Below are 24,356 nucleotides of genomic sequence, written 5' to 3' on the forward strand. Positions count from 1 at the left end.
ATCGGCTGATCCGATCGGGCGATCCGTCCGCCGTGCTCCGCACAGATCGTTGCAGAGCGTGAACTAGGCTCTGGAAACGCCCGAACCGGAGTCCCGGCGGGATTGCGCGCGCAGGTGGACGGGAGTGTGCCCCGTGACGGATCAGGCGGTGGACCCAGACGGTACGAAGCTGTCCGGAAACGATCGCTCGCCCGCTCCTACGGACAGTCAGTTCCTGGGCCGTACAAGAGAGTTGAAGGAACTGCGCGCCGACATCGAGCGCGCCGGACTCGACACTCTCGCGGGCCGGAAGGCGCCCCGCGCGCGCGTGCTGCTCATCGCCGGCAGGCCCGGCTCGGGCCGCACCGCGCTCGCCGAGGAACTGGTCCGGCAGGTCGCGGACAGTTACCCGGACGGTGTGCTGCGCGCCCGGCTCGCCGAACCCGACGGTACGCGCGTGCCGACCGAACGCACCGCCCGCGAACTGCTGACCGCCCTGGCGCTGCGCACCCCGCCCGGCGCCGACGAGGACGAGCTGTCCGAGGCGCTGCGCGACGCGCTGGCCGACCGGCGGATGCTGCTTCTGCTCGACGACGCGGCCGACGCCGAGCAGGTCGACGCGCTGCTGCCGGACAACCCCGACTGTCTGGCCGTCGCCGTCTCCGGGGGCCCGCTGACCGGGATCTCCGACGTCCGCCCGTGCACCCTGGGCGGCCTCGACACCAAGTCGGCCGTGGAACTGCTCGAGCGCTTCACCGGGTCGGTGCGCATCACCGTGGACCCCCGCTCCGCCGAGGCCCTCGCCGAGGTGTGCCAGGGGCAGCCCGCCGCGCTGATGCTGGCCGGCGGCTGGCTCGCGGCACGGCCCAAGTCGGCCGTCTCCGACCTTGCAAAGCAGCTGCACGCCGAGAGCGACGAGGGCACCGCCCTGGGCCGCGTCTTCCGCCTGGTGTACGCCTCGCTGCCGGTCCCGGCCGCCCGGATACTGCGACTGCTCGTCCTGGCCCCCGGCGGCCTCGTCGACCTCCAGACGGCCTCCGCGCTGGCCGGCTGCTCCGTCGGGGACGCCCGCGCCACCCTGGACGACCTCGTCGCCCTGAGTCTCCTGACGGCCGTCGACTCACCGCTGCCGCAGTACGAGGTCCCCGGCTGCCTGCTGCCCCTCCTGCGCCCCCTGGCCGAGTCCCAGGACCGCCCGGCCGAGCTTCAGCTGGCCCGGGCCCGGATGCTGGAGCGGACGGTACGGCTGCTGGTGTCCTGCCGGGCCATCACCGAGACCGACAGCCCGCTGGCCCGCGAGAAGCTCCTCGGCACCCCCGGCTCGCTGCGCTTCCCCAGCCCGAGGGCGGCGGCGGACTGGCTGGAGATCCGCCGGCCCGCCCTGCTCGCGGCGGCCCGGCTGGCCGTGGCCGACGGCGAGCTGGACACGCTGGCCCGCCGGCTGATGTCCGCCCTGGTCAAGGCCATGGTCGCGCACATCGGCACCCAGGCCGCCGCCCCCGACCTCTACGGCGTCCACCGTCTCGTCCTCGACGTCGCCGAACGCCGCGAACTGCCCCGCGAACGGGCCGCCGCCCTGCTGAACCTCGCCGACCTGGACGCGCAGACCGGCCGTACGAACGACGCGCTGGCCCGCTACCGGGCCGCGCTGGACGCCGGACGCGAGGCGAACGACCCGTATGCGACCGGGCGCGCGATGGAATCCGTAGGTGGCGCACACCAGGAGCTCGGGGACTACGACCGCGCCGCCGACTGGTACGGGCGGGCCCTCGCCCAGCGCCTGGCGCGCGACGAGCGCGAGGACGCCGCCCGGCTGTACGGCCGTATCGCCACCGCGCACACCTACGCGGGCCGCTACGGCGAGGCGCTGCGCAACTGGCGTGCCGCGGTGGCCGGTTACCGCAAGAACGGTGATGTGGCCGCGCACGCGCGGGCGTTGAGCGAGCTGGCGCGGGTCCAGGAGTACGCAGGGCGGCCCGAGGAGTCGCTGCGCACCTGCCAGGAGGCGGTGGAGTGGGCCCGCCGCGCCGACGACGTACGGCTGCAGGCAGCGCTTCAGCTGCGGCTGGCCGACACGATGGAGCACCTCGGCGATCCGGCGGCGGCACGGCTGCACCGGAGCGCGGCGGAGCGGCTGCTGGGCGACGGGCCGGACCCCCGGGAGGACGGGCAGGAGGACCTGCCGGAGCCCGCCGAGGACGACTCTGACCTGGAGCACGAAGCCAACACCTACGAAATCCGTAGTGCATCAGTCGAAGATTGATGCATTGAAAGGCTAGACACCGAGAACACCTTCATTAGACTGGCTCTACCGCGCCTTCCTCTGCGGTCTCCTGGTGTGCCCCCGCACGTCCGGGTATGCAGTGCTATGCCCCACATCCTCTGAGCCAAGGACCGTGATCGACGTGAAGGTCGGCATCCCCCGCGAGGTCAAGAACAACGAGTTCCGCGTGGCCATCACCCCCGCCGGCGTGCACGAGCTGGTGCGCCACGGCCACCAGGTCGTCATCGAGCGGAACGCCGGTGTCGGCTCCTCGATCACGGACGAGGAGTTCGTGGCCGCCGGGGCGAGCATCCTGGCGACGGCCGACGAGGTGTGGGCCACCGCCGACCTGCTGCTGAAGGTCAAAGAGCCCATCGCCGAGGAGTACCACCGCCTCCGCAAGGACCAGACGCTCTTCACCTACCTGCACCTGGCCGCCTCCAAGGAGTGCACCGACGCGCTCGTCGCGTCCGGCACCACGGCGATCGCCTACGAGACCGTCGAGCTGCCCGGGCGCGCCCTGCCGCTGCTCGCCCCGATGTCGGAGGTCGCCGGCCGGCTGGCCCCGCAGGTCGGCGCCTACCACCTGATGCGCTCGGTCGGCGGACGTGGTGTGCTCCCCGGCGGCGTGCCCGGCACGCAGCCCGCGCGGGCCGTCGTCATCGGCGGCGGCGTCTCCGGCTGGAACGCCACGCAGATCGCCGTCGGCATGGGCTTCCACGTCACGTTGCTCGACCGCGACATCAACAAGCTGCGCGAGGCCGACAAGGTCTTCGGCACCAAGGTCCGGGCGATCATGTCCAACTCCTTCGAGCTGGAGAAGGCCGTCCTGGACGCCGACCTCGTCATCGGCGCGGTGCTCATCCCCGGCGCCAAGGCCCCCAAGCTGGTCACCAACGAACTGGTGTCTCGGATGAAGCCCGGAAGCGTTCTCGTCGACATCGCGATCGACCAGGGCGGCTGCTTCGAGGACTCGCGCCCCACGACCCACGCCGAACCGACTTTCCCGGTCCACGGATCGGTCTTCTACTGCGTCGCCAACATGCCCGGCGCGGTCCCGAACACCTCGACCTACGCGCTCACCAACGCCACTCTGCCGTACATCGTGGAACTCGCCGACCGCGGCTGGGTGGACGCGCTGCGCCGCGATCCCGCGCTGGCCAAGGGCCTCAACGCCCATGACGGCAAGGTCGTCTACCGAGAGGTCGCAGAGGCGCACGGGCTGGAGCACGCCGAGTTGGAATCGCTGCTCGGCTGACGTTGTCAGCAGCCGTTCCCGGCCGCCCAGCCGGTGCTCCCGGTCGACAAAAAGACCAAGTCATCAGTGGGTAAAAGGCGATACGTCAACAGGGGTCGTCAACGCCCCGCACCCCGCCGGACCTTGCCCGACAAGGTCCGGCCGGATGTGTGTATGGTCACTTTGCGACACTCGTTCAACTCGCCTCGAACATAACGCTTCAACCGATTCGCACACCGGTGAACCCTGCCGTGCGACGGCCGTACGCCCTTGACAGCGGGATGTTTCATTGTCGACACATCGAGCCGGGTCCGGCGGATTGTGTTGCTGCGAACGGTCGACACGCCATAGAGTCGCCAACCGTCGGCATGGTGCCACGCTGACCTATCGAGAAGTTTCCTGGTCACCAAGGAGGTAAGACGACTTGTGAATGAGTCGACATTTACTCCCGGGGGTGGTCAACCAGGAATGCCGGCGCGGGGATCGGGCCCCACGGGGCTCGCGGCTGTCGGCTCCGTCGCGGTCCGCACCTTCGCAGCCCATCAGGGTCACCAGATGCCGGTGGTGACTCAGCCAGCACACATGAGCATGGATGGCCATCACGTGAACGCCATGGCCGGCGACGGTAGTGGCGGGGTCCACAACCACTTCGCCGACTACGACGAACTGCCCGACGGGCACTTCTACGACCCCGACGCCGAGTACGAGCCCGATCCGGAGTACGCGGCCACGCTCGCGCCCGACGCGGCCCGTCAGCGCCGCGAGCGTATCGGTCCCACCGGACGCCCGCTGCCCTACTTCCCGATCCCGGGTCCGCTGACCAGTCACGGCCCCGCGACGATCATCGCGATGTGCAACCAGAAGGGCGGCGTCGGCAAGACCACGTCGACCATCAACCTGGGTGCCGCGCTCGCGGAGTACGGGCGCCGGGTCCTGCTGGTCGACTTCGACCCGCAGGGTGCCCTGTCCGTGGGCCTCGGTGTGAACCCGATGGAACTCGACCTGACGGTCTACAACCTGCTCATGGAGCGGGGGATGTCCGCGGACGAGGTCCTGTTGAAGACCGCGGTCCCGAACATGGACCTGCTGCCGAGCAACATCGACCTGTCGGCGGCCGAGGTGCAGCTGGTGTCGGAGGTCGCGCGCGAGTCGACGCTCCAGCGCGCCCTGAAGCCGCTCCTGGCCGACTACGACTACGTCGTGATCGACTGCCAGCCCTCGCTCGGCCTGCTCACCGTGAACGCCCTGACGGCGGCTCACAAGGTGATAGTGCCCCTGGAGTGCGAGTTCTTCGCACTGCGGGGTGTCGCGCTGCTGACGGAGACCATCGAGAAGGTCCAGGAGCGGCTGAACCCGGATCTGGAGCTCGACGGCATCCTCGCCACGATGTACGACTCGCGCACGGTGCACAGCCGTGAGGTGCTCGCACGTGTCGTCGAGGCCTTCGACGACCACGTCTACCACACGGTCATCGGACGCACGGTCCGCTTCCCGGAGACCACGGTCGCCGGTGAGCCGATCACCACGTACGCCTCGAACTCCGTCGGTGCCGCCGCCTACCGCCAGCTCGCCAGGGAGGTGCTCGCCCGGTGTCACGCCGAGTGAGTCTGCCGGGGGCCGACGAGCTGTTCCGTACCACGGGGGGCATGGCGCTCCAGTCGTCCACCCCCAGGCGCCAGACCAACGGCGAGGCCCGGGTGCCGGGTCCCGCCGGCGAGAGTGACGGAGCCGCCGCCTCGGAGGACGCGCCGCACTCGGTGCCCGTCCAGGGTGGCGACGGCGACGGTGACGAGCATGTCGCCGCCGGCGTCGACCCCGCCGGGGAGTCGCGCAGCCGGGGAGCCGTCGCGGAGCGCCCGGTCCGGCGCCAGGGCGAGCAGGAAGGTTCTGCCTCCGGGCAGCCGGGGCCGTCGCCGCAGTCGGTGTCGGCGTCCCGGAAGCGCGGACGGGCCCCCAACCGGCGGCCCAGCGGCCGTGAGCGGCACGACGAGAAGATCACGGTGTACGTCTCCGCCGAGGAGCTGATGGACCTGGAGCACGCGCGTCTGGTGCTGCGGGGCGAGCACGGTCTCGCGGTCGACCGCGGGCGGATCGTGCGCGAGGCGGTCGCGGTGGTGCTCGCCGATCTCGAGTCCCGTGGGGACGCGAGCATCCTCGTACGACGGCTGCGTGGCCGCTAGCGGTAGCCTGCCTGGGCCATGACCTCGAACGACGCCCCTGCTCCCGGCCCCGGTTCCGCCGGTCGTCGGCGTGTGCTGGGGCGGGGGCCGGGAGGCGTGCCGCCGGTTCCGGTCGAGGAGCCGGTGGCCGGGGACGCGGTGGTCGAAGAGGCGGTGGCCGAGGACGCGGCGGCGCGAGTACCCGGAGTCCCGGTAGCACCCGAGGTACCGGAGCCCCCGGTTCCGCCACAGGACCCCGAAGTCGATGACGGGGTCTTCAAGGTCCGGCTCGCCAACTTCGAGGGGCCCTTCGATCTCCTCCTCCAGCTGATCTCCAAGCACAAGCTCGACGTCACCGAGGTCGCCCTGTCCAAGGTGACCGACGAGTTCATGGCCCACATCAGGGCGATGGGGCCGGACTGGGATCTCGACCAGACGACCGAGTTCCTGGTCGTCGCGGCAACCCTGCTGGACCTGAAGGCCGCGCGGCTGCTGCCCGCCGCCGAAGTCGAGGACGAGGCCGACCTGGCCCTGCTGGAGGCGCGCGACCTGCTGTTCGCGCGGCTGCTCCAGTACCGCGCGTACAAGCAGGTCGCCGACATCTTCACCCGCCGCCTCGACGACGAGGCCCGCCGCTATCCCCGTACCGTCGGACTCGAGCCGCACCACGCCGAACTGCTGCCCGAGGTCGTCATCAGCATCGGGGCGGAGGGCTTCGCGAAGCTCGCCGTGAAGGCGATGCAGCCCAGGCCGAAGCCGCAGGTGTACGTCGACCACATCCACGCGCCCCTGGTGAGCGTGCAGGAACAGGCCCGGATCGTCGTCGCGCGGCTGCGGGAACTGGGCGAGGCCACCTTCCAGGACCTCGTCGAGGACATCGAGGACACCCTGACCGTCGTGGCGCGCTTCCTGGCCCTGCTGGAGCTGTACCGGGAGAAGGCCGTCGCCCTCGACCAGGAGACCGCGCTCGGGGAGCTGGTGGTGCGCTGGACGGGCGGGGAGGGCGACCGGGAGCCGACGGTCACCGACGAGTTCGACCGGCCGCCGGAGCCGGCGAAGGAGGAGAAGAAGGCGTGAGCGAGGAGACCAACGAGGTGCCGGCCGGGCTGCGGACCGTCGCCGAGCTCGATCTCGGGCCTGCCCTGGAGGCCGTCCTCATGGTCGTGGACGAACCCGCGACCGAGGAACACCTCGCGAAGATCCTCCAGCGGCCCCGGCGGCAGATCGCGGACGCCCTGCGCGCGCTGGCCGACGAGTACACCGTCCAGGGGCGCGGCTTCGAGCTGCGGCTCATCGCCGGCGGCTGGCGTTTCTACTCACGGCCCGAGTACGCGGCGGCTGTCGAGGGCTTCGTACTGGACGGGCAGCAGGCCCGGCTCACCCAGGCCGCACTGGAGACGCTCGCGGTCGTCGCCTACCGGCAGCCGGTCAGCCGCAGCCGTGTCTCGGCCGTACGCGGAGTCAACTGTGACGGGGTCATGCGGACCCTGTTGCAGCGCGGTCTGGTCCAGGAGGCGGGCACGGAACCCGAAACAGGTGCGATCCTGTACACGACGACGAACTACTTCCTGGAGCGGATGGGCCTGCGAGGCCTGGACGAACTCCCGGAGCTCGCACCCTTCCTCCCGGAGGCGGACGCGATCGAGGCCGAGACGCAGGAAGGTGTTCCGTCGTTCGATCCGGACGCTCCCGATGCTCCGGGTGCAGACGACGCAGACGAACAGACGGAATTTTGATGCGAAGCAGCGGTAGCGGTAGCGGTGGCGGCAAGAGTGGTGGCGGACGCGGTAACTCTCGCGGCGCCGGCGGCGGGGGCGACAGGCGGGGCCAGGGTCAGGGCCAGGGACGCGGTCAGGGCCAGGCGCGCGGTCAGGGGCAGGGACGCGGTCAGGGTCAGGGCCAGGGGCGTGGTCAGGCTCCGGGTCGTGGTCAGGGCCAGAGCCAGGGGCAGGGCCAGGCCCAGGGTCGTCCCAGCAAGCCGCGTCCCGAGGAGCGCCGCTACGACGTGGGGCCGGGCGCGAGCCCGGACGGTCCGAAGTCCGGGCGCGGCGCCTCCGCGCGCGGCGGTGCGAAGGGCACGCCCAAGCAGGGCCAGACCAGCACCGGACGGGGGCGCTGGGTCCCGGCGACCTCTCGCGAGTACGACGCGCGGGCCGAGGAGCGCAACCGGGAGCGCTACGCCGACAAGAAGGACGTCAAGCTGCCCAAGACCTTCCCGGGCGCCGAGCAGGAGGGCGAGCGGCTGCAGAAGATCCTCGCGCGCGCGGGCTACGGTTCCCGGCGGGCCTGCGAGGAGCTGATCGAGCAGTCGCGCGTCGAGGTCAACGGCGAGATCGTGGTGGAGCAGGGGCAGCGTGTCGACCCCGAGCGCGACGAGATCAAGGTCGACGGGCTGACGGTGGCCACGCAGTCGTACCAGTTCTTCTCGCTGAACAAGCCCGCGGGTGTCGTCTCCACGATGGAGGACAACGAGGGCCGGCAGTGCCTCGGCGACTACGTGACGAACCGCGAGACGCGGCTCTTCCACGTCGGACGGCTCGACACCGAGACCGAGGGCGTCATCCTGCTCACCAACCACGGTGAGCTGGCGCACCGGCTGACCCACCCCAAGTACGGCGTGAAGAAGGTCTACCTCGCGCACATCGTGGGCCCGATCCCGCGCGACCTGGGCAAGCAGCTCAAGGACGGCATCCAGCTGGAGGACGGGTACGCGCGTGCGGACCACTTCCGGGTCGTCGAGCAGACCGGCAAGAACTACCTCGTGGAGGTCACCCTCCACGAGGGCCGCAAGCACATCGTGCGCCGCATGCTCGCGGAGGCCGGCTTCCCGGTCGACAAGCTGGTGCGCGTCGCCTTCGGCCCGATCACCCTGGGCGACCAGAAGTCGGGCTGGCTGCGCCGGCTGTCCAACACCGAGGTCGGCATGCTGATGAAGGAAGTCGACCTTTAGGGCGCCTTGAGCGCTGACGGCCGGCCCCGGAGCTTTCCGGGGCCGGCCGTCTTTGTCTGCCAGGGCCCGGCCAAGGGGCGCCGAAGCGCGCTGTAGGGGATCGGGCGCCCTGTGGGTCATCCCGGGTCCCGCGACCCTTCCTGGGCGCCTGAGGGACCGCTGAGGGGCTTTTGGCGTATGGGAGTCGTCAAGAAGGCTTGTGCGGGCTGCCCGCGCTCTTTATAGTCGGTATGACTATTGGTCATGGTGACCATAAAGGCGATCGTGAGGGGGTGGGCGGTATGACCGCACCTGTGGGATACGACAAGTACGCCTTCGAGCCCTTCGCCGTCACCGTCGATCTGGCGGTGCTCACCATCCGGGCGGGCGCCCTGCACGTGCTCCTCGTCGAGCGCGGTCACGAGCCGTACGCCGGCCGCTGGGCACTGCCCGGAGGCTTCGTCCTGCCCGACGAGTCCGCCGAGAGGGCGGCCCGGCGTGAACTCGCCGAGGAGACCGGCCTGTCGGACGTGTCCGGGCTGCACCTGGAGCAGCTGCGCACCTACAGCGAACCCGACCGCGACCCGAGAATGCGGGTCGTGTCCGTCGCCTTCGCCGCGCTGCTTCCCCACGCGCCCGAACCGCACTCCGGCGGGGACGCGGCGCAGGCCCAGTGGCTGCGGTACAACGCGGTCGGGCCGCTCGCCTTCGACCACGACCGCATCCTGGCCGACGCCCACGACCGGGTCGGCGCCAAGCTGGAGTACTCCTGCATCGGGACCGCCTTCTGCCCGCCCGAGTTCACCCTCGGCGAGCTGCGGCAGGTCTACGAGACCGTGTGGGGCACCCCGCTCGACCCGCCCAACTTCCGCCGCAAGGTGCTCGCCACCCCGGGCTTCGTCGAAGCGGTACCGGGAGCCGCCCGCCTCACCGGCGGCCGGGGCAAACCCGCCGCGCTGTACCGCGCCGGCACCGCGGCCACCCTGCACCCCCCACTGCTGCGCCCGACCACGTCGATGGCGCCCACCTCGTCCCCGCCCTCCCCAACCCCTTCTTCTCCGTCGACACCGTCACCGGAAGGACGCCCCGCATGACCACCACGACCGTCAGGAAGCGCGCCGCCAGCGGAGCGTTGATCGGGCTCGCGCTCGGCGACGCCCTGGGCTTCCCGACCGAGTTCAAGGACATCCCGTCGATCCTCGCCACCCACGGCCCCTGGCGGCAGATGCAACTGCCCACGCCCGCGATCGTCACCGACGACACCCAGATGACCCTGGCGCTCGCCCACGGGCTGCGTGCGGCGATGGACCGGGGTCTGCTCGCCCCGCTCGGGATGGAAGGGCCGGTGCGCGAGGAGTTCGTGAACTGGTTCCAGTCACCGGACAACAACCGGGCGCCCGGTCACACCTGCCTCGTCGCCTGCAACCTGCTCAAGAAACAACGGCTGCCCTGGCAGGAGGCCAGCCAGATCGGCTCCAAGGGCTGCGGCGCCAACATGCGCGTGGCGCCCGTGGGCCTGGCCCCGGGGCTGAGCGACGAACAGCGCGCGGGCGCCGCCCAGTTGCAGGCGGCGTTCACCCACGGCCACCCGACGGCCCTGGCCGCGTCCGACCTCACCGCACACGCCGTACGGCTGCTCGCCCAGGGTGCCGACCCGGCCGGGCTGGTCGACCTGCTGCGTACGTACGCGCAGGAGAGCCGCAGCCACTACTACCACCGGTGGCTCGGCGACCTGTGGACGCACAGCCACGACCCGAGCCCCGAGCACTTCATCGCCCGCGGCTGGGACGAGTGCCTGGCGATTCTGGACCGGCTCCAGCTCGCCGTCCGCACCGCCTCTCCCGAGGACGACCCCTGTCTCGCCACCGGCGCCGGCTGGACCGCCGAAGAGGCTCTCGCCACCGGCCTGCTGTGCTTCCTGCTCTTCCCCGGCGAGCCCCTCACGGCCCTGCGCCGCGCCGCCTGCACCTCGGGCGACTCGGACTCGATCGCCTGCCTCACCGGAGCCTTCGCGGGCGCCCACCACGGCACCGACGCCTGGCCGACGCCCTGGGCGGACCGCATCGAGTACGGGGGTGACCTGCAGACGCTGGGAGCGCTCTGGGACGCTTGACGGATGAACGACGCGCCGGTTCTCACCGAACTCCCCGATCTCGACCTCACGTCGGTGGTCGCCGAGCAGCCCGACCCGGTGCTCTTCGCCACGGTCTCCGGCGCACACCTCTACGGTTTCCCGTCCCGTGACTCGGACGTGGACCTCAGGGGCGTCCACCTGCTGCCGACCGCCGACCTCGTCGGACTGCGCGAGCCCGAGGAAACCCGGTCGCGGATGTGGGAGCGGGACGGCGTCGAGCTGGACCTGGTCACCCACGATCTGCGCAAGTTCGTACGGCTCATGCTGCGCCGCAACGGCTATGTGCTGGAGCAGCTGCTGTCTCCGCTGGTCGTGCACACGTCCGACACGCACGGGGAACTCGTCGCGCTCGCCCCGGGCGTCATCACCAGCCACCACGCGCACCACTACCGGGGCTTCGCGGTGACGCAGTGGCGGCTCTTCGAGAAGACGGGCGAACTGAAGCCGCTGCTCTACACGTTCCGCGTGCTGCTCACCGGCATCCACCTGATGCGCGCGGGCGAGGTGCAGGCCCATCTGCCCACGCTCGTCGGGGAGATCGGCGAGGCGCCCGCGTATCTGCCGGAGCTGGTCGCGGCCAAGGCCGAGCACGAACACGGGGCGGCCGACGTCGACCACGCGCGCGTGGCGGCCGATGTGGAGCGGCTGCACCGCGTGCTCGACGAGGCGCAGGCCGCTTCAGGGCTGCCGGACGCCCCGGCCGCGTACGACGCCCTGCACGACTTCGTCGTACGGGTCCGCTCGACGGGCTGAGGCACGGCGGGTGCGGACGAGGAAGTCCTCGACGCGGCGGAAATCCGGTTCCTGGGGGAGCGGACTGCGGTGGTAGGCCCGCTCGGCTTCCTCGGCGAGCCGGTTCATACGCGACTCGACCTCCGGCCAGGGCACCTCGCCCCGCTTCACCGCCAGCAGCGGGCCGCGCTCGTCGCCGACGTCGATCGTCAGTGTGCCCGTGCGCAGCAGGTCACGGCAGGTCATCAGCAGGCGCAGCAGGTGCATCGCGTGCTTCCAGCGCGGGGCGCCATGGACGCGGACATCGGCCTCGAGCTTCTTGTGCTGGCCGAGCGCGTAACGTGCGAACGTCTCGTGTGCCTGGCGGGAGAGGAACGCCCCGCGCAGGGCGAGGAGTTCGCGGCCGGTGTCGTCGACGTGCTCCACGAGAGGAGAGTGGAGGCACTCCAGGATGTTCGGGTTGGCCCGCAGAGCCAGCGTGCAGAAGCGTTCCAGCTCCCAGCTGAACTGTTCCTCCGCGGGGCCCTCCACATGCGTGGGGGGCTTCTCGAAGCGCCAGAACAGGGGAGTGGGCGCGAGGAACACCCCGCGCCGGTCCGTGTCGCTGCCGTCCGTCGCCAGACCGAAGGCGCGGGAACCCATCACACAGGCGTAGACCGTGTGATCACTTACGAGGGTCTCGGGTCCGACAGGGTTCTCGGGGCCGGGATGGGGGCGCATTCCGGGAGCGTACGCGCGTACGTCACGCCAGGCGGATCGAATTTCCCGCCACCGTGATCTTCTTCTCGGCCAGCGGTCGCGTCGCCGGCGGGTGGGCCACCGAACCGTCCGTGATGTTGAACTTGCTGCCGTGGCAGGTGCAGTTGATGGTGCCGCCCTCGACGTTGGCCACGGGGCACTGCTGGTGCGTGCAGATCGACGTGAAGGCCTTGAACTCGCCCTCCTTCGGCTGCGTCACCACGACCTGCTCGTCCTTGAAGATCGTGCCGCCGCCCACCGGGATGTCGGCCGTCGTGGCCAGCTCCTGTCCGGGGGAGCCGGCGGAGACCGACGAGGACGACGATTCGTCGCCGTACTCGCTGCATCCCGCCGTGAGCGCCGCCGCGCCCGTCGCGAGGAGGATCGTGCGTCGCGTCGGGCCGTGCGTCATGTCGTCACTCCGAAGGTGCGGAAGAACCAGAGGGCGGAAGTGAGCCAGACGATGGTCAGGACGGTGAAGACCAGTCCGCCGACGACCGGCAACAGCCAGCCGGGCAGTCGATCCCAGCGAAGCAGCAGCATCTTCGCACTGAAAACGCCGAAGACGAAGCAACCCAGGAGAGAGTGCAACATCACGCGTGAATCGTATGTTTGAAATCCGAATGCGTACAGACAGTGCACTGCCACCGGAACCATCACCAGGAACGCGATCCGCCCGGACCAGCGGTGCAGCGTCGCCGACCAGCTCGGGCCCGGCAGCTTCCCGTACACCATGAGCGCCGACACGACCTGGACGAGCGCGAAGCCGAAGGCCGTCGTCGCGAGCCAGGACTTCACCGCGCCGGTGCTGCTGAACCCGGCCAGGTTGAACGCGGTGCCCGCCGGGTCGTGGACCTTGCCGTACGCGCCGAGGGCCACCGCCACCGCGGCGGCGACGAGGGCCGGGACGAGATAGCGGGCCGCGCTCGGGCCGCCGGGGGCGGGCGGACGCGGAGGGAAGCTCTGGGTTGCGGCGTTGGGGTCCACGGTCATGGTCGGCTCCCTGTCCCTGGGCGGAGGCGGTGCTTCACGGGGTGACCGGGCGGGCCGTCAGTTGTTGCCCGTCGATCGTCACCGCGCCGGTCTCCGGGTCGATCCGGGGCGCGGGGGAGGGCTTGCCGTCGCGGTTGAGGATGCCGACCTGGTCCCCGGTGGACAGCACGATCCAGCCGCCGTCGATCTTGGCGTCCCGTACGGTCGCGGTCGCCCGGTAGAGCCCCGACGGCTTGACCGCCTTGTCCGCGGTGAAGGCGTAGTGCCCGCCCTCGATGTCGACCGTGCCGCGGATGCTCTTCCCCTTGAGGGTGCCGTTGAGTACGGACTTGCCCTTGCCGGTGAGCTTCATGGAACCGTCGGCCTCGACATCGCCCTTCAGCCACGACTCCTTGTCACGGCCGTCGCAGAAGTAGGCGATCGCCCTGCCGTCGCGCAGCGAGACCGACACCGCGGAGGAGTCGTCGTCCGTACGGCCCGCGTAGTCGGCGTTCGGCGCGGGAGCCCTGGTGGGCGACGCGGACGGGGTGGGCGTCGGGGACGTCTTCGTGGCCGTGGGTGCCGACGACGGTGACACCTTGTCGGCGGGTGAGTCGGCGTCGTACTGGGATGCCTGCCTGGTCCCTGTCGTCGCATTGAGCGACAGCATGAACAGGGCCAACAACAGCCCCGCGAGCAGTGTGAAAAGCGGTCCGGTGCGCTTCATGGGGCCTCCCCCGAGGCGAGCTTCCTGCCATGAGAGCGGACCCGGGGCCCCGCGTCCAGGGCGCACGGGCGTGTTCGTACGCCAAGTCGCGGATTGGGGCGAATCGGGTGACATTGGCAGAGCTCGGCGCCAGTCGCGCGGAGCGTCTCAGCGGGCGGGCTCCGCACATCCGTTCCGGCCCGGCTGACTAGGCTGGACGCACCAGGAGCCGATCCGGCAACCGAACAAGTGGATCAGCTCGCACCACGTACATCAGCGAGGAGCATCACCGTGGCGGTACGAGCGGTCCGGGGCGCCGTCCAACTGGATCGGGACGAGGCCGGGCACATGGACGAGCGGGTCAGCGAACTGCTCACCGAGGTCCTGGAACGCAACGGCCTCACCGCGGACGACCTGATCAGCATCTGGTTCACGGCCACCCCCGACCTGCACAGCGACTTCCCGGCCGCCGCGGCCCGCAAGCTCGGCATCGTCGACGTACCGCTGATCTGCGCCCAGGAACTGGACATCGAGGGCGCGATGCCCCGGGTGGTCCGGATACTCGCGCACATCGAGTCCGACATCCCCCGCGCCGACATCGCGCACGTCTACCTCGGTGCCGCGGGGGCGCTTCGCAAGGACATCGCCCAGTGAGAACCGCACTCGTCATCGGCACGGGCCTCATCGGTACGTCCGCCGCGCTCGCCCTCGTCTCACGCGGCGTCATCGTCCACCTCGCCGACCACGACCCCGAGCAGGCCCGTACGGCCGCCGCCCTGGGCGCCGGCACGGACGAGGCACCGGAGGGACCGGTCGACCTCGCGATCATCGCCGCGCCGCCCGCGTACGTGGCCGGCGTCCTCGCCGACGCGATGCGCCAGGGTGTCGCGCGCGGCTACCTCGACGTGGCCAGCGTCAAGGGCGGTCCGCGCCGCGAGCTGGAGGCGCTGGGCCTCGACCTGGCGTCGTACATCGGCTCGCACCCCATGTCGGGGCGGGAGAAGTCCGGGCCGCTGGCCGCGACCGGCGACCTCTTCGAGGGCCGTCCCTGGGTGCTGACGCCGACCCGCGACACCGACACCGAGGTGCTGAACCTCGCCCTCGAGCTGGTCTCGCACTGCCGTGCCGTCCCCGTCGTCATGGACGCGGACGCCCACGACCGTGCCGTGGCCCTCGTCTCCCACATGCCCCACCTGGTCTCCAGCATGGTCGCGGCGCGACTGGAGAACGCGGAGGAGGCGGCCGTACGGCTGTGCGGGCAGGGCATCCGGGACGTGACCCGGATCGCCGCGTCCGACCCCGGCATGTGGATCGACATCCTCTCCGCCAACCCCGGGCCGGTCGCCGACCTCCTCACCGATGTCGCCGCCGACCTGGAGGAGACGGTCCAGGCGCTGCGGTCCCTCCAGTCCTCCGACGAGGCGAAGCGCCGCGAGGGCGTCACCGGGGTCGAGGACGTGCTGCGGCGCGGGAACGCGGGGCAGGTGCGGGTGCCCGGCAAGCACGGGTCCGCTCCGCGGGTCTACGAGGTCGTGGCTGTGCTCATCGACGACCAGCCCGGGCAGCTGGCCCGTATCTTCGCCGACGCGGGGCGGGCGGGGGTCAATATCGAGGACGTGCGCATCGAGCACGCGACGGGGCAGCAGGCGGGGCTTGTGCAGTTGATGGTGGAGCCGAAGGCGGCGCCGGTGCTGAGCGCCGCGCTGCGGGAGCGCGGGTGGGCTATTCGGCAGTAGGTGGGGTTTGTTTCGCCCCCGCCGCCCCTACCCGTCCCATCCCGTTCCTGGGGGCTGTGCCCCAGACCCCCCCTTCGCGCTGAACGCGCTCGTCCTCAAACGCCGGACGGGCTGGTTGGGCGTGCGGCCGGACGAGTGACTCGTACCCAGTAACCTTGTCCGGGGCGCCTTGCGTCCCCGTCCCACCACCCCGGACCAGGAAAGGTGCCTCCACAGTGGATCGCGCCGCAGTGATTGTCGCCATCGACGGGCCCTCCGGCACAGGCAAGTCGAGCACGTCCAAGGCCGTTGCCGCGCAGCTCGGGCTGAGCTACCTGGACACCGGGGCCCAGTACCGGGCGATCACCTGGTGGATGGTGAACAACGGGATCGACATCTCGGACCCCTCCGCGATCGCCGCTGTGGCCGGCAAGGCCGAGATCGTCTCCGGTACGGATCCGGGGAACCCGACGATCACCGTGGACGGCACCGACGTCGGCGGGCCGATCCGCACCCAGGAGGTCACCTCCAAGGTCAGCGCGGTGAGCGCCGTACCGGAGGTGCGTGTCCTGATCACCGAGCTGCAGCGGTCCATCGCCGCGTCCGCCGAGAAGGGGATAGTCGTCGAGGGGCGGGACATCGGGACGACCGTGCTGCCCGACGCCGATCTGAAGATCTTCCTCACGGCCTCCCCGGAGGCTCGTGCCGCCCGGCGCAGCGGTGAGCTGAAGGGCGCCGACGTCAACGCCACCCGTGAGGCGCTGCTGAAGCGGGACGCGGCCGACTCCAGCCGTAAGACCTCGCCGCTCGCCAAGGCGGACGACGCGGTCGAGGTGGACACCTCCGAGCTGACCCTCCAGCAGGTCATCGAGTGCGTCGTCACCCTTGTCGAGGAGAAGCGGGACGCGAAGTGAGCGTTTCGTCCAAGGCGTCCGGGGATTCCAAGGGGGCCGAGGCTCCTACGGCGCGGGGTGCCGAGGTGGGGCGGCGTATCGGCGTCGGGCTGATGTACGGGCTGTGGAAGCCGCGTGTCCTCGGCTCCTGGAAGGTTCCCGCGACCGGTCCGGTGATCCTCGCCGTCAACCACTCGCACAACATCGACGGCCCGATGGTCATCGGTGTGGCACCCCGGGCCTCCCACTTCCTGGTCAAGAAGGAGGCGTTCATCGGTCCGCTCGGGCCCGCCATGCACGCCCTCGGCCAGGTGAAGGTGGACCGCTCGACCGCCGACCGCACGGCGATCTCCCAGGCCCTCGGGGTACTGGCGAACGGCGGGGTGCTCGGGATCTTTCCCGAGGGCAGCCGGGGCGAGGGCGACTTCGCCGCGCTGCGCGCCGGGCTCGCCTACTTCGCGGTGCGCAGCGGGGCCCCCGTCGTGCCCGTGGCCGTACTGGGAAGCACCGACCGGCCCGGACGGTTGATAAAGGGGCTGCCCGCGCTGCGCAGCCGCGTCGACGTGGTCTTCGGTGACCCGTTCGAGGCGGGCGACGGCACCGGGCGGCGTACGCGTGCGGCGCTGGACGAGGCGACCGTACGCATTCAGAAGCAGCTCACCGCGCACCTGGAGAACGCCAGACGGCTCACCGGCCGTCAGGAAAACGCCGGGCGCCCCGCTGAGCGCTGAGAGACACTTGACCAACTGACTGCCTGAGCAGTTCGAGTAGTGGATCGCCCGACAACAGGGGGTTCCACCGATCACCACGATGAACGAGGTACGCACTTCATGAACGACCACGAGCACGGAGAGCTCGGCGATGCCGAGTACGCGGAGTTCATGGAGCTCGCCGCGGTAGAGGGCTTCGACATCGAGGATGTCGAGGGCGCGATCGACGAGGCGGGACACGGTCCGCTGCCCGTCCTCGCCGTCGTCGGGCGGCCGAACGTCGGCAAGTCGACGCTCGTCAACCGCATCATCGGGCGCCGTGAGGCCGTCGTCGAGGACAAGCCCGGCGTCACCCGCGACCGTGTCACCTACGAGGCCGAATGGTCCGGGCGGCGCTTCAAGGTCGTCGACACCGGCGGCTGGGAGCAGGACGTCCTCGGTATCGACGCCTCCGTGGCCGCGCAGGCCGAGTACGCGATCGAGGCGTCCGACGCGGTCGTCTTCGTCGTCGACGCCAAGGTCGGCGCGACCGACACCGACGAAGCGGTCGTCCGGCTGCTGCGCAAGGCGGGCAAGCCCGTCGTGCTGTGCGCCAACAAGGTCGACGGGCCGAGCGGCGAGGCCGACGCCACCGCCCTGTGGGCCCTCGGGCTCGGCGAACCGCACCCCGTCTCCTCGCTGCACGGCCGTGGCACTGGCGACATGCTGGACGCCGTCCTGGAGGCGCTGCCCGAGGCGCCCGCGCAGACCTTCGGCGCCGGGGTCGGCGGCCCGCGCCGCATCGCCCTCATCGGCCGCCCGAACGTCGGCAAGTCCTCGCTGCTGAACAAGGTGGCGGGCCAGGAGCGCGTCGTCGTCAACGAGATGGCGGGCACCACCCGTGACCCGGTCGACGAGCTGATCGAACTCGGCGGCGTCACCTGGAAGTTCATCGACACGGCGGGCATCCGCAAGCGGGTCCACCTCCAGCAGGGCGCCGACTACTACGCCTCGCTGCGTACGGCCGCCGCCGTGGAGAAGGCCGAGGTCGCCGTCATCCTGATCGACGGCTCCGAGAACATCTCCATCCAGGACCAGCGGATCGTCACCATGGCCGTCGACGCGGGCCGTGCGATCGTCCTCGCGTACAACAAGTGGGACACGCTCGACGAGGAGCGCCGCTACTACCTGGAGCGGGAGATCGAGACCGAGCTCGCCCAGGTGGCGTGGGCGCCCCGCGTCAATGTCTCGGCGCGCACCGGACGGCACATGGAGAAGCTGGTCCCCGCGATCGAGACCGCCCTCGCGGGCTGGGAGACCCGGGTTCCGACGGGCCGGCTGAACGCCTTCCTCGGCGAACTGGTCGCCGCCCACCCGCACCCGGTCCGGGGCGGCAAGCAGCCGCGCATCCTGTTCGGCACGCAGGCGGGCACCAAGCCGCCGCGGTTCGTGCTCTTCGCCTCCGGCTTCATCGAGGCCGGCTACCGCCGATTCGTGGAGCGCCGACTGCGCGAGGAGTTCGGCTTCGACGGCACGCCGATCCACATCTCGGTGCGGGTGCGCGAGAAGCGCGGCAAGAAGAAGTAGCAGGTCCACAACTGAGGGGCGGCTCCGGGTGGAGTCGCCCCTCAGTCATGCGCGGGTGGTGCTCACAGGCCCCGGCGCGGGCCCGGTGGCAGGGCCGCCGGGATGTGGGTCATCCCGGTGTAGTGCTGTTGTCGTCCACCCGTGGGCCATACGACGGTCGGGGGCGGGGTCGCCGGCTGCCCCTGCTGCGCGTCGAGTTGACCGACCCGCTGCCACACGGACTGCTGACCGCCGCCCTGACCGCCGTGGCGCGCGCTGAACGCCCCCGCGCTGTAGGCGCTGTACGAGCCCGAGTTCGAGCCGAACGAGCCGCCGTACGGGGTGAGGCCGTCCGGATGGGTCCCGAACGCCGCGAAGTCCAGCTCGTCCTCGCCGCTGCGGTCACCCGGCAGCGAGCGGAAGGACTTGCCGTACTCCGCGTACAGCGCGTCGTAGATCGGCGTGGCCGATGGGCCGCTGGGGTAGGACTGGCGGCGGGGGACGTGGTAGGTGTGCACACACCTCCAAACGACCCCACCCCCCAACAGATGCGGCCGCGACCCTGACTTTGCAGGGGTGCGCGAAGCGCCCCCCTGCAGGGGCGCGGGGAACTGCGCGACCAGCCACACTCAACCGCACGCCGCCAACTACCCGGGCCACCCCCGGTCTACGGCGTCACGTCCCCGCCAGAGGCAAAGCGCTGGCGACCAGCTTCCCGATCCCCGCCGCCTTGTCCAACGCGTCCCGCAGCAGGTCCTCGCGGGGCTGGCGCCCGATCGAGCCGACCGGTGCCGCGAACATCAGCACCTGCTGGTGCTTGTTCGCGGCGGCCCGCCAGCTCTCGGTGACCTGGAGCGGCTGGTGCGCCTGCCACCAGGCCACCGGGGTCCCGCCGTTCGGGCCCGGCTGGAGTACGGCGTGCAGCTGGCCCGCGGCGAGCAGCACCGACCAGCCGTGCAGCACGGGCGGCACCTCCGTCAGCTCGGTCAGCGGCATGAAGCCCTGCTCGATGAGGAGCGGCAGGAAGTCGTCACCGGCGCCCGTAGCGCCGGGGCGGACGATGGGGGCGGTCGGTTCGACGACCAGAGCGGGGTGCAACTCGCCCTCGATCAGTACGAGTCCGCTGGTGACCCCCAGCACGGCCTGCTCGGGTGCGGCCATCGGGGCCTCCTCGTCTGCGTTGATGGAGCGGACCGCGCCCTGGAGCTGCTCCTCGGTGACCTGGACGACCTGCGACGGCAGGCAGCCCGCATGGGCGAAGGCGAGGACGGCGGTCTCGTCCCCGATGAAGAGGACGGTGCTGGTGCGCTCCTGGGCGGAGTCGCCCGGCGTGCGGCAGGACGTGCAGTCGTAACTGCCCGGTGCGTTGTCGCCGGCGAGCAGCCGGTCGGCTTCTTCGTCGCCGATCTCGGCGCGGACCTCGTCGCTGACATCGAGCATGCGCGGCACGGGTGGCTCCCTCGGGATGCGGTGCGTGGCGGGGCCGGGTCGCCCCGGCCGGTGAACCCGGACAGCCCAGGCTCATGAAGATGACAACGGGCGATCTGTGGCAGGGGTCACGCTGCACGGCGAACGGAATCGAACCAACCTGCGCGCATGGTCACGGTGAGTGTTGAATTGACTACTCAAAGTCAAGTAACGGACGGGTTACGGAAGTTGGTTTGGTGAACTGACTCACAGTTTGTCCGAGTAGCTGGTTGATAAATCAGGAAATGAGCGAATGAAGTGGGTGGCCAGATTTCGCCGATACCCACGGTAACCGCGAACTGGCCTGGGACAACAGGGAGTTGGTTGATATCGCCATGTCGCGGTCCATAGATTCCTCCGCCGGGTGCACCTAGCACCGCTCGGGCAGTTCCGTCGGCCGCGCAGAACCAGACACCGCGCAGCACCACCGCCGACGGACGGGGCGGAGCGTGCCGACCGCGTTCCTGCGTGGTCGACACGCCCGGTCACGGGGAGCCCGGGTCTGTGGAGAGGGAACTACATGTCCGAATGTGCCGATAGTTACACCCGCAAGTCCCGCAAGACGGCGGTCCTCGCCGGAGCCGCACTGCTCGCTCCGCTCGGACTACTGGCCGCGACAGGCAACGCCGCGGCGGCGGACAGCGGGGTGTGGGACCGCATCGCCCAGTGCGAGAGCGGCGGCAACTGGCACATCAACACCGGCAACGGCTACTACGGAGGGCTCCAGTTCTCCGCGAGCACCTGGCGCGCCTACGGCGGGACGGCCTACGCGGCCACCGCCGACGGCGCCAGCAGGTCCCAGCAGATCGCCGTCGCCACCAAGGTCCAGGGCGCCCAGGGTTGGGGCGCGTGGCCGACCTGTTCGGCGCGAGCGGGGGCCGGCGGGAGCGCTCCCGCGGTATCGGGCGCCGACTCGGGTTCTGCATCGGGCTCCGGTTCGACCGCCACCAAGTCGACGAAGAAGTCGGCCAAGTCGTCCAGCGAGCGGTCGGTCAAGAAGGCCACCGGTTCCGGTGAGTCCGTGGTGTCGAAGGCGCCGTCCAAGGCGCCGGAGCGTTCGCCGGCCCACACGGGCCGCAGCTCGTCCCGAGGCGACTACACCGTCCGCCAGGGCGACACCCTGAGCGGCATCGCCGCCCGGTACACGACGACCTGGCAGCACCTCTACGCCACCAACAAGGCTGTCATCGGCGGCGATCCCAACCTGATCGTGCCGGGACAGCAGCTCGACTTCTGAGCCGCCTCCTTCGCTTCCGGCACCATGCCGGCACTGTGCCCCATCCCGTCCGTCCCCGGACCGGGTGGGGCACCCGCGTTCGCGGCCGAGCCCTTTCGACGCACCGCAGTTGGCCTCGGGACAGCGGCCAGGAACGTTGAGGACAGTCGCTGTCCTCGATCGCTGGCAGACTCGGGCCCATGTTGGAGACCTCGGCACGGCTGCTGCGTCTGCTCTCGCTGCTCCAGGCCCACCGCGAATGGTCCGGCGCCGACCTGGCGGGCCGCCTCGGCGTGACCCCGCGTACCGTCCGCCGGGACGTGGACCGGCTGCGCGACCTCGGCTATCCCGTGGACGCCAGTCCGGGCACCGGCGGCGGTTATCGGCTCGGCGCCGGCGCCGAACTGCCGCCGCTGCTGCTGGACGACGACGAGGCCGTCGCCGTGGCCGTCGGGCTGCGGACCGCCGCCGGACAGGGCATCGAGGGGATCGGCGAGACCTCCGTACGGGCGCTGGCCAAGCTCGAACAGGTATTGCCCGACCGGCTCCGCCGACGGGTCGGCGCCCTGAACGCCTTCACCGTGCCGATGCTGCGCGGACCGCAGCCCTCCGCCGTGGACCCGGCCGTCCTCACCGAACTCGCCCACCTCTGCCGGGACACGGAACGGCTGCGCTTCGAGTACCGGGGACACGAAGGGGCCGTGTCCCGCCGTACCGTCGAACCGCACCGGCTGGTGTGCACCGAGCGGCGCTGGTACCTGGTCGCCTGGGACGTCGACCGAGTCGACTGGCGTACGTTCCGGGTGGACCGCATCACGCCGAAGCCGCCGCACGGGCCGCGCTTCGCCCCACGGACACCTCCCGCCGGTGATCTCGCCGCCTACGTCTCCAAGGGCGTCTCCACGCGCGCGTACGCCTCGCAGGCCGTCGTGCGGCTGCTGGCGCCCGTCGAGGAGGCCGCCGCGCGGATCTCGCCCTCCGCCGGGACGCTGGAACCGGACGGCGAGGAGGCCTGTCTGCTGCGCACCGGGGCCGCGAGCCTCGAGGTGATGGTCATCCACGTCATGCTGATGGGCTTCGAGTTCGAGGTGCTGGAGCCCGCGGAACTCGTCGACGTGATCAGGACCTCCCGGGACCGGCTGTCCCGTGCGATGGCGCGGTCGCCGCTTCCCGGAAGCGGGCCGGGGGAGAAGCAGGGGTGAGCAGGTGCGGTGCGGGGGCTTTGTGTGGAAGTCGTGGGTGTTTTATGTGTTCTGTCGCCGGGATGGTGTGAAGACGCGTGGCATCACCACGTATGGCGTCTGTAAGAAGAACGTAAGAGGTCGCGGCGGGGGTGGCCGGTGGAATTCACTCTCCGTGAGTTTCCTGTCCGGCTTCTTTGAGTGGGGTTTATCGAGGGCCCGCGGAGACATGTCGAATTACGTTCGAATGGCTGCGGGAAGGACGGGTGACGCCTACGGTGACGGGCATGGAACCGAATCCCACGACCGAAGAACCCCAGGACAATCCGGACACCTATCTCGGCCTCGACTCCGCGCGGGCCGAGCGGCTCGCCAGGGAACGCGGCTGGTCAGCGGTGCGGTCGCTGCCGCCCGGGGCGATCATCACCATGGAGTACCGGTCCGGGCGGCTCAACTTCGAGGTCACCGACGGCACGGTGACCCGCTGCTGGAAGGGCTGACGCCGGTCGGCGCGCCTCCGGCGGTCAGCCGTTGCCCGGCAGGGGGCGCGTCGACGGGGTACCGGTGGCCCGGGGTGCGCGGTCCGCGTGCGGCGGGCGGCGGCTGCCGACCGGGGTGACCGGTGTGCGCTCCGAGCGGCTCGCGTGCGGCCCGGGGGCCAGATGCGCGGGGTGTGCCGGGTGCGCGGGCGTCCGGGACGAGCGGGCCGCCGGGGTGGTGTTCTCGCGGGCCGCGGCCTCCTCCTCGGCGCTCGCGTGCGGCTTGAGCAGCGCCGGCGAGCCGACCCCGGCCGGTACGGGCGCGGTGCCGCGTCCCCGGGCGCGCCTGCGGTCGCGCTGGTCGAGCAGCCAGGTCTCGGCGCGGGTGATCAGGGGCTCGCACCACGGCAGTGCCAGCAGCACCAGCAGACCCGCGACCCAGCCCAGGACGACATCGCTCAGCCAGTGCGTGCCCAGATAGACCGTGGTGAGACCGACGCCGAGCGACATCAGCGCCGAACTGGCGGACAGCCAGCGCCTGGTCCCGGGGGTCGAGGCCAGATAGGCCAGGATGCCCCAGGTCACCACGGCGTTCGCGGTGTGGCCGCTGGGGAATATGTCCCCGCCCATGCCCATCTCGTTCGAGCCGATGGTTGTCGCGTAGTGCGGTCCGAGGCGGCCCATGCCGATCTTGGCGGCGCCGACCGTGATGTTGAGCAGCAGCAGCGCCGCGCCGAACACGAGCAGCGGTCGCAGGGTGTGCTGGCGCCAGGCGCGCCATCCCAGCCAGGCCGAGATCATCACGGCGGTGGGGCCGCGCTGGCCGAGGACCACGTAGTAGTCGAGGAACGCGTGCACCTCCGGCCACTGCTGGTACGGCCGGAAGAACATGACCTGCCAGTCGAGCCGGACCAGCCATGAGGTGATCACTACGGCCCACACGGTGGCGAGATAGAAGGCCAGGGTCGCGACAAGGAGCACGATCCTGTGCCGGCTCATCTTCGGCACGTCGAGGGTCGGCCGTCCCGGTTCCCGGTCCAGCCTCGCGAACACCCGGTCCAGACGGGCGAGGTTTCGTTCGGTACGCACGCAATCGACGTTACAGCGAGTGAGCGCAGTTCTCCGCCCAATCCGCGTCTTTGTAATGACGATGTGATGTGGGATTGCTCTCAGGGCGATGTTCAATTCACCGGAATCCCTATTCGACGTGCGCGCCTTCCCTTTCTTTCCATTGATCATGCGGCGGTGGCGTTTTATGGCCCTTTCGAATTGGTTCACCGGGTGCTTGTCCGGAATTCGCC

25 protein-coding genes are annotated in these 24,356 nt (G+C 70.7%); 18 read left to right on the top strand and 7 right to left on the bottom strand.

The window, feature by feature from the left end; genetic code table 11:
* Positions 1–133: 133 nt before the first annotated feature.
* The 10 genes from PV396_RS23050 to PV396_RS23095 all read left to right on the top strand — a co-directional run bounded on the left by PV396_RS23050 (position 134) and on the right by PV396_RS23095 (position 11,454).
* Entirely contained in the window at positions 134–2,242 is a 2,109-nt protein-coding gene (locus PV396_RS23050) for a tetratricopeptide repeat protein (RefSeq protein WP_319207456.1), read from the top strand.
* A gap of 142 nt (positions 2,243–2,384) precedes the next feature.
* The gene (ald, locus tag PV396_RS23055) at positions 2,385–3,500 is read left to right on the top strand and encodes an alanine dehydrogenase (protein ID WP_319208391.1); all 1,116 of its coding nucleotides are present in this window, start codon (positions 2,385–2,387) and stop codon (positions 3,498–3,500) included.
* Positions 3,501–3,947: 447 nt separating this feature from the next.
* Positions 3,948–5,084 (top strand): ParA family protein, encoded by a 1,137-nt coding sequence (locus PV396_RS23060; protein ID WP_319207458.1) that lies wholly within the window; start codon positions 3,948–3,950, stop codon positions 5,082–5,084.
* On the top strand, positions 5,069–5,659 hold the full coding sequence (locus tag PV396_RS23065) for a hypothetical protein (protein WP_319207460.1): 591 nt from the start codon (positions 5,069–5,071) through the stop codon (positions 5,657–5,659). The genes PV396_RS23060 and PV396_RS23065 overlap by 16 nt, the downstream gene beginning before the upstream one ends.
* Before the next feature lie 18 nt (positions 5,660–5,677).
* A complete protein-coding gene (locus PV396_RS23070) occupies positions 5,678–6,715 on the top strand; it encodes a segregation and condensation protein A (protein WP_319207461.1) in 1,038 nt (345 codons plus the stop codon).
* On the top strand, positions 6,712–7,374 hold the full coding sequence (gene scpB, locus PV396_RS23075) for an SMC-Scp complex subunit ScpB (protein ID WP_319207463.1): 663 nt from the start codon (positions 6,712–6,714) through the stop codon (positions 7,372–7,374). Before PV396_RS23070 ends, scpB begins: the two co-directional genes overlap by 4 nt.
* Complete coding sequence (locus PV396_RS23080; protein ID WP_319207464.1) at positions 7,374–8,588, top strand: pseudouridine synthase; 1,215 nt, start codon at positions 7,374–7,376, stop codon at positions 8,586–8,588. Before scpB ends, PV396_RS23080 begins: the two co-directional genes overlap by 1 nt.
* Before the next feature lie 281 nt (positions 8,589–8,869).
* Complete coding sequence (locus PV396_RS23085) at positions 8,870–9,661, top strand: NUDIX hydrolase (RefSeq protein ID WP_319207466.1); 792 nt, start codon at positions 8,870–8,872, stop codon at positions 9,659–9,661.
* Positions 9,658–10,680, top strand: coding sequence for an ADP-ribosylglycohydrolase family protein (locus PV396_RS23090; protein ID WP_319207468.1), 1,023 nt, complete (start codon positions 9,658–9,660; stop codon positions 10,678–10,680). The genes PV396_RS23085 and PV396_RS23090 overlap by 4 nt, the downstream gene beginning before the upstream one ends.
* Before the next feature lie 3 nt (positions 10,681–10,683).
* Entirely contained in the window at positions 10,684–11,454 is a 771-nt protein-coding gene (locus PV396_RS23095; protein ID WP_319207469.1) for a DNA polymerase beta superfamily protein, read from the top strand.
* On the opposite strand, the gene PV396_RS23100 is transcribed toward PV396_RS23095, so the two are convergent.
* Genes PV396_RS23100 through PV396_RS23115 form a run of 4 tightly spaced genes read right to left on the bottom strand, consistent with a single transcriptional unit; the run spans position 11,380 to position 13,870 of the window.
* The gene (locus PV396_RS23100) at positions 11,380–12,153 is read right to left on the bottom strand and encodes a DNA polymerase beta superfamily protein (RefSeq protein ID WP_319207471.1); all 774 of its coding nucleotides are present in this window, start codon (positions 12,151–12,153) and stop codon (positions 11,380–11,382) included. The two genes, PV396_RS23095 and PV396_RS23100, sit on opposite strands and share 75 nt — an antisense overlap.
* A 22-nt stretch (positions 12,154–12,175) precedes the next feature.
* Entirely contained in the window at positions 12,176–12,583 is a 408-nt protein-coding gene (locus tag PV396_RS23105; RefSeq protein WP_319207473.1) for a Rieske (2Fe-2S) protein, read from the bottom strand.
* Complete coding sequence (locus PV396_RS23110) at positions 12,580–13,164, bottom strand: DUF6529 family protein (RefSeq protein ID WP_319207475.1); 585 nt, start codon at positions 13,162–13,164, stop codon at positions 12,580–12,582. Before PV396_RS23110 ends, PV396_RS23105 begins: the two co-directional genes overlap by 4 nt.
* Before the next feature lie 34 nt (positions 13,165–13,198).
* The gene (locus PV396_RS23115; RefSeq protein WP_319207476.1) at positions 13,199–13,870 is read right to left on the bottom strand and encodes a hypothetical protein; all 672 of its coding nucleotides are present in this window, start codon (positions 13,868–13,870) and stop codon (positions 13,199–13,201) included.
* A 270-nt stretch (positions 13,871–14,140) separates the two neighbouring features.
* On the opposite strand from PV396_RS23115, the gene aroH reads away from it, so the two are divergent.
* The 5 genes from aroH (at position 14,141) to der (ending at position 18,733) form a co-directional block, all read left to right on the top strand.
* Positions 14,141–14,503, top strand: coding sequence for a chorismate mutase (gene aroH, locus PV396_RS23120; RefSeq protein WP_319207477.1), 363 nt, complete (start codon positions 14,141–14,143; stop codon positions 14,501–14,503).
* Positions 14,500–15,585: a prephenate dehydrogenase gene (locus tag PV396_RS23125; protein WP_319207478.1), complete on the top strand. Its 1,086-nt coding sequence runs from the start codon at positions 14,500–14,502 to the stop codon at positions 15,583–15,585. Before aroH ends, PV396_RS23125 begins: the two co-directional genes overlap by 4 nt.
* Positions 15,586–15,800: 215 nt before the next feature.
* Positions 15,801–16,478 (top strand): (d)CMP kinase, encoded by a 678-nt coding sequence (gene cmk, locus PV396_RS23130; RefSeq protein ID WP_319207480.1) that lies wholly within the window; start codon positions 15,801–15,803, stop codon positions 16,476–16,478.
* Complete coding sequence (locus PV396_RS23135) at positions 16,436–17,188, top strand: lysophospholipid acyltransferase family protein (RefSeq protein ID WP_416071463.1); 753 nt, start codon at positions 16,436–16,438, stop codon at positions 17,186–17,188. Before cmk ends, PV396_RS23135 begins: the two co-directional genes overlap by 43 nt.
* A 99-nt stretch (positions 17,189–17,287) precedes the next feature.
* Positions 17,288–18,733, top strand: coding sequence for a ribosome biogenesis GTPase Der (der, locus tag PV396_RS23140; protein ID WP_319207482.1), 1,446 nt, complete (start codon positions 17,288–17,290; stop codon positions 18,731–18,733).
* A 62-nt stretch (positions 18,734–18,795) separates the two neighbouring features.
* Here der and PV396_RS23145 read toward each other — a convergent pair whose 3' ends face one another.
* Together PV396_RS23145 and PV396_RS23150 are read right to left on the bottom strand one after the other, a co-directional pair.
* Positions 18,796–19,230: a hypothetical protein gene (locus PV396_RS23145; RefSeq protein ID WP_319207485.1), complete on the bottom strand. Its 435-nt coding sequence runs from the start codon at positions 19,228–19,230 to the stop codon at positions 18,796–18,798.
* Positions 19,231–19,387: 157 nt separating this feature from the next.
* Entirely contained in the window at positions 19,388–20,161 is a 774-nt protein-coding gene (locus tag PV396_RS23150) for a hypothetical protein (RefSeq protein ID WP_319207487.1), read from the bottom strand.
* A gap of 538 nt (positions 20,162–20,699) precedes the next feature.
* Here PV396_RS23150 and PV396_RS23155 point away from each other — a divergent pair.
* From PV396_RS23155 to PV396_RS23165, 3 genes are all read left to right on the top strand, one after another.
* On the top strand, positions 20,700–21,416 hold the full coding sequence (locus tag PV396_RS23155; protein ID WP_319207489.1) for a transglycosylase family protein: 717 nt from the start codon (positions 20,700–20,702) through the stop codon (positions 21,414–21,416).
* 179 nt (positions 21,417–21,595) lie between these two features.
* Positions 21,596–22,597: a helix-turn-helix transcriptional regulator gene (locus PV396_RS23160; protein WP_416071464.1), complete on the top strand. Its 1,002-nt coding sequence runs from the start codon at positions 21,596–21,598 to the stop codon at positions 22,595–22,597.
* Positions 22,598–22,863: 266 nt separating this feature from the next.
* Positions 22,864–23,076, top strand: a complete 213-nt coding sequence (locus PV396_RS23165; RefSeq protein WP_319207492.1) for an I78 family peptidase inhibitor — start codon at positions 22,864–22,866, stop codon at positions 23,074–23,076.
* A gap of 24 nt (positions 23,077–23,100) precedes the next feature.
* Here the strand turns inward: PV396_RS23165 and PV396_RS23170 are convergent, their stop codons facing one another.
* Positions 23,101–24,144, bottom strand: coding sequence for a phosphatase PAP2 family protein (locus tag PV396_RS23170; RefSeq protein WP_319207494.1), 1,044 nt, complete (start codon positions 24,142–24,144; stop codon positions 23,101–23,103).
* Positions 24,145–24,356: the final 212 nt, after the last annotated feature.

This window comes from Streptomyces sp. ME02-8801-2C (genome assembly GCF_033793965.1).
GTDB lineage: Bacteria > Actinomycetota > Actinomycetes > Streptomycetales > Streptomycetaceae > Streptomyces.

Bases quoted from the DNA above. Each gene is read 5' to 3' on its own strand.
- PV396_RS23060 (WP_319207458.1), top strand. From the start codon at position 3,948: ATGCCGGCGCGGGGATCGGGCCCCACGGGGCTCGCGGCTGTCGGCTCC.
- PV396_RS23070 (WP_319207461.1), top strand. From the start codon at position 5,678: ATGACCTCGAACGACGCCCCTGCTCCCGGCCCCGGTTCCGCCGGTCGT.
- PV396_RS23080 (WP_319207464.1), top strand. From the start codon at position 7,374: ATGCGAAGCAGCGGTAGCGGTAGCGGTGGCGGCAAGAGTGGTGGCGGA.
- PV396_RS23085 (WP_319207466.1), top strand. From the start codon at position 8,870: ATGACCGCACCTGTGGGATACGACAAGTACGCCTTCGAGCCCTTCGCC.
- PV396_RS23090 (WP_319207468.1), top strand. From the start codon at position 9,658: ATGACCACCACGACCGTCAGGAAGCGCGCCGCCAGCGGAGCGTTGATC.
- PV396_RS23095 (WP_319207469.1), top strand. From the start codon at position 10,684: ATGAACGACGCGCCGGTTCTCACCGAACTCCCCGATCTCGACCTCACG.
- PV396_RS23100 (WP_319207471.1), bottom strand. From the start codon at position 12,153: ATGCGCCCCCATCCCGGCCCCGAGAACCCTGTCGGACCCGAGACCCTC.
- PV396_RS23105 (WP_319207473.1), bottom strand. From the start codon at position 12,583: ATGACGCACGGCCCGACGCGACGCACGATCCTCCTCGCGACGGGCGCG.
- PV396_RS23110 (WP_319207475.1), bottom strand. From the start codon at position 13,164: ATGACCGTGGACCCCAACGCCGCAACCCAGAGCTTCCCTCCGCGTCCG.
- PV396_RS23115 (WP_319207476.1), bottom strand. From the start codon at position 13,870: ATGAAGCGCACCGGACCGCTTTTCACACTGCTCGCGGGGCTGTTGTTG.
- der (WP_319207482.1), top strand. From the start codon at position 17,288: ATGAACGACCACGAGCACGGAGAGCTCGGCGATGCCGAGTACGCGGAG.
- PV396_RS23155 (WP_319207489.1), top strand. From the start codon at position 20,700: ATGTCCGAATGTGCCGATAGTTACACCCGCAAGTCCCGCAAGACGGCG.
- PV396_RS23160 (WP_416071464.1), top strand. From the start codon at position 21,596: ATGTTGGAGACCTCGGCACGGCTGCTGCGTCTGCTCTCGCTGCTCCAG.
- PV396_RS23165 (WP_319207492.1), top strand. From the start codon at position 22,864: ATGGAACCGAATCCCACGACCGAAGAACCCCAGGACAATCCGGACACC.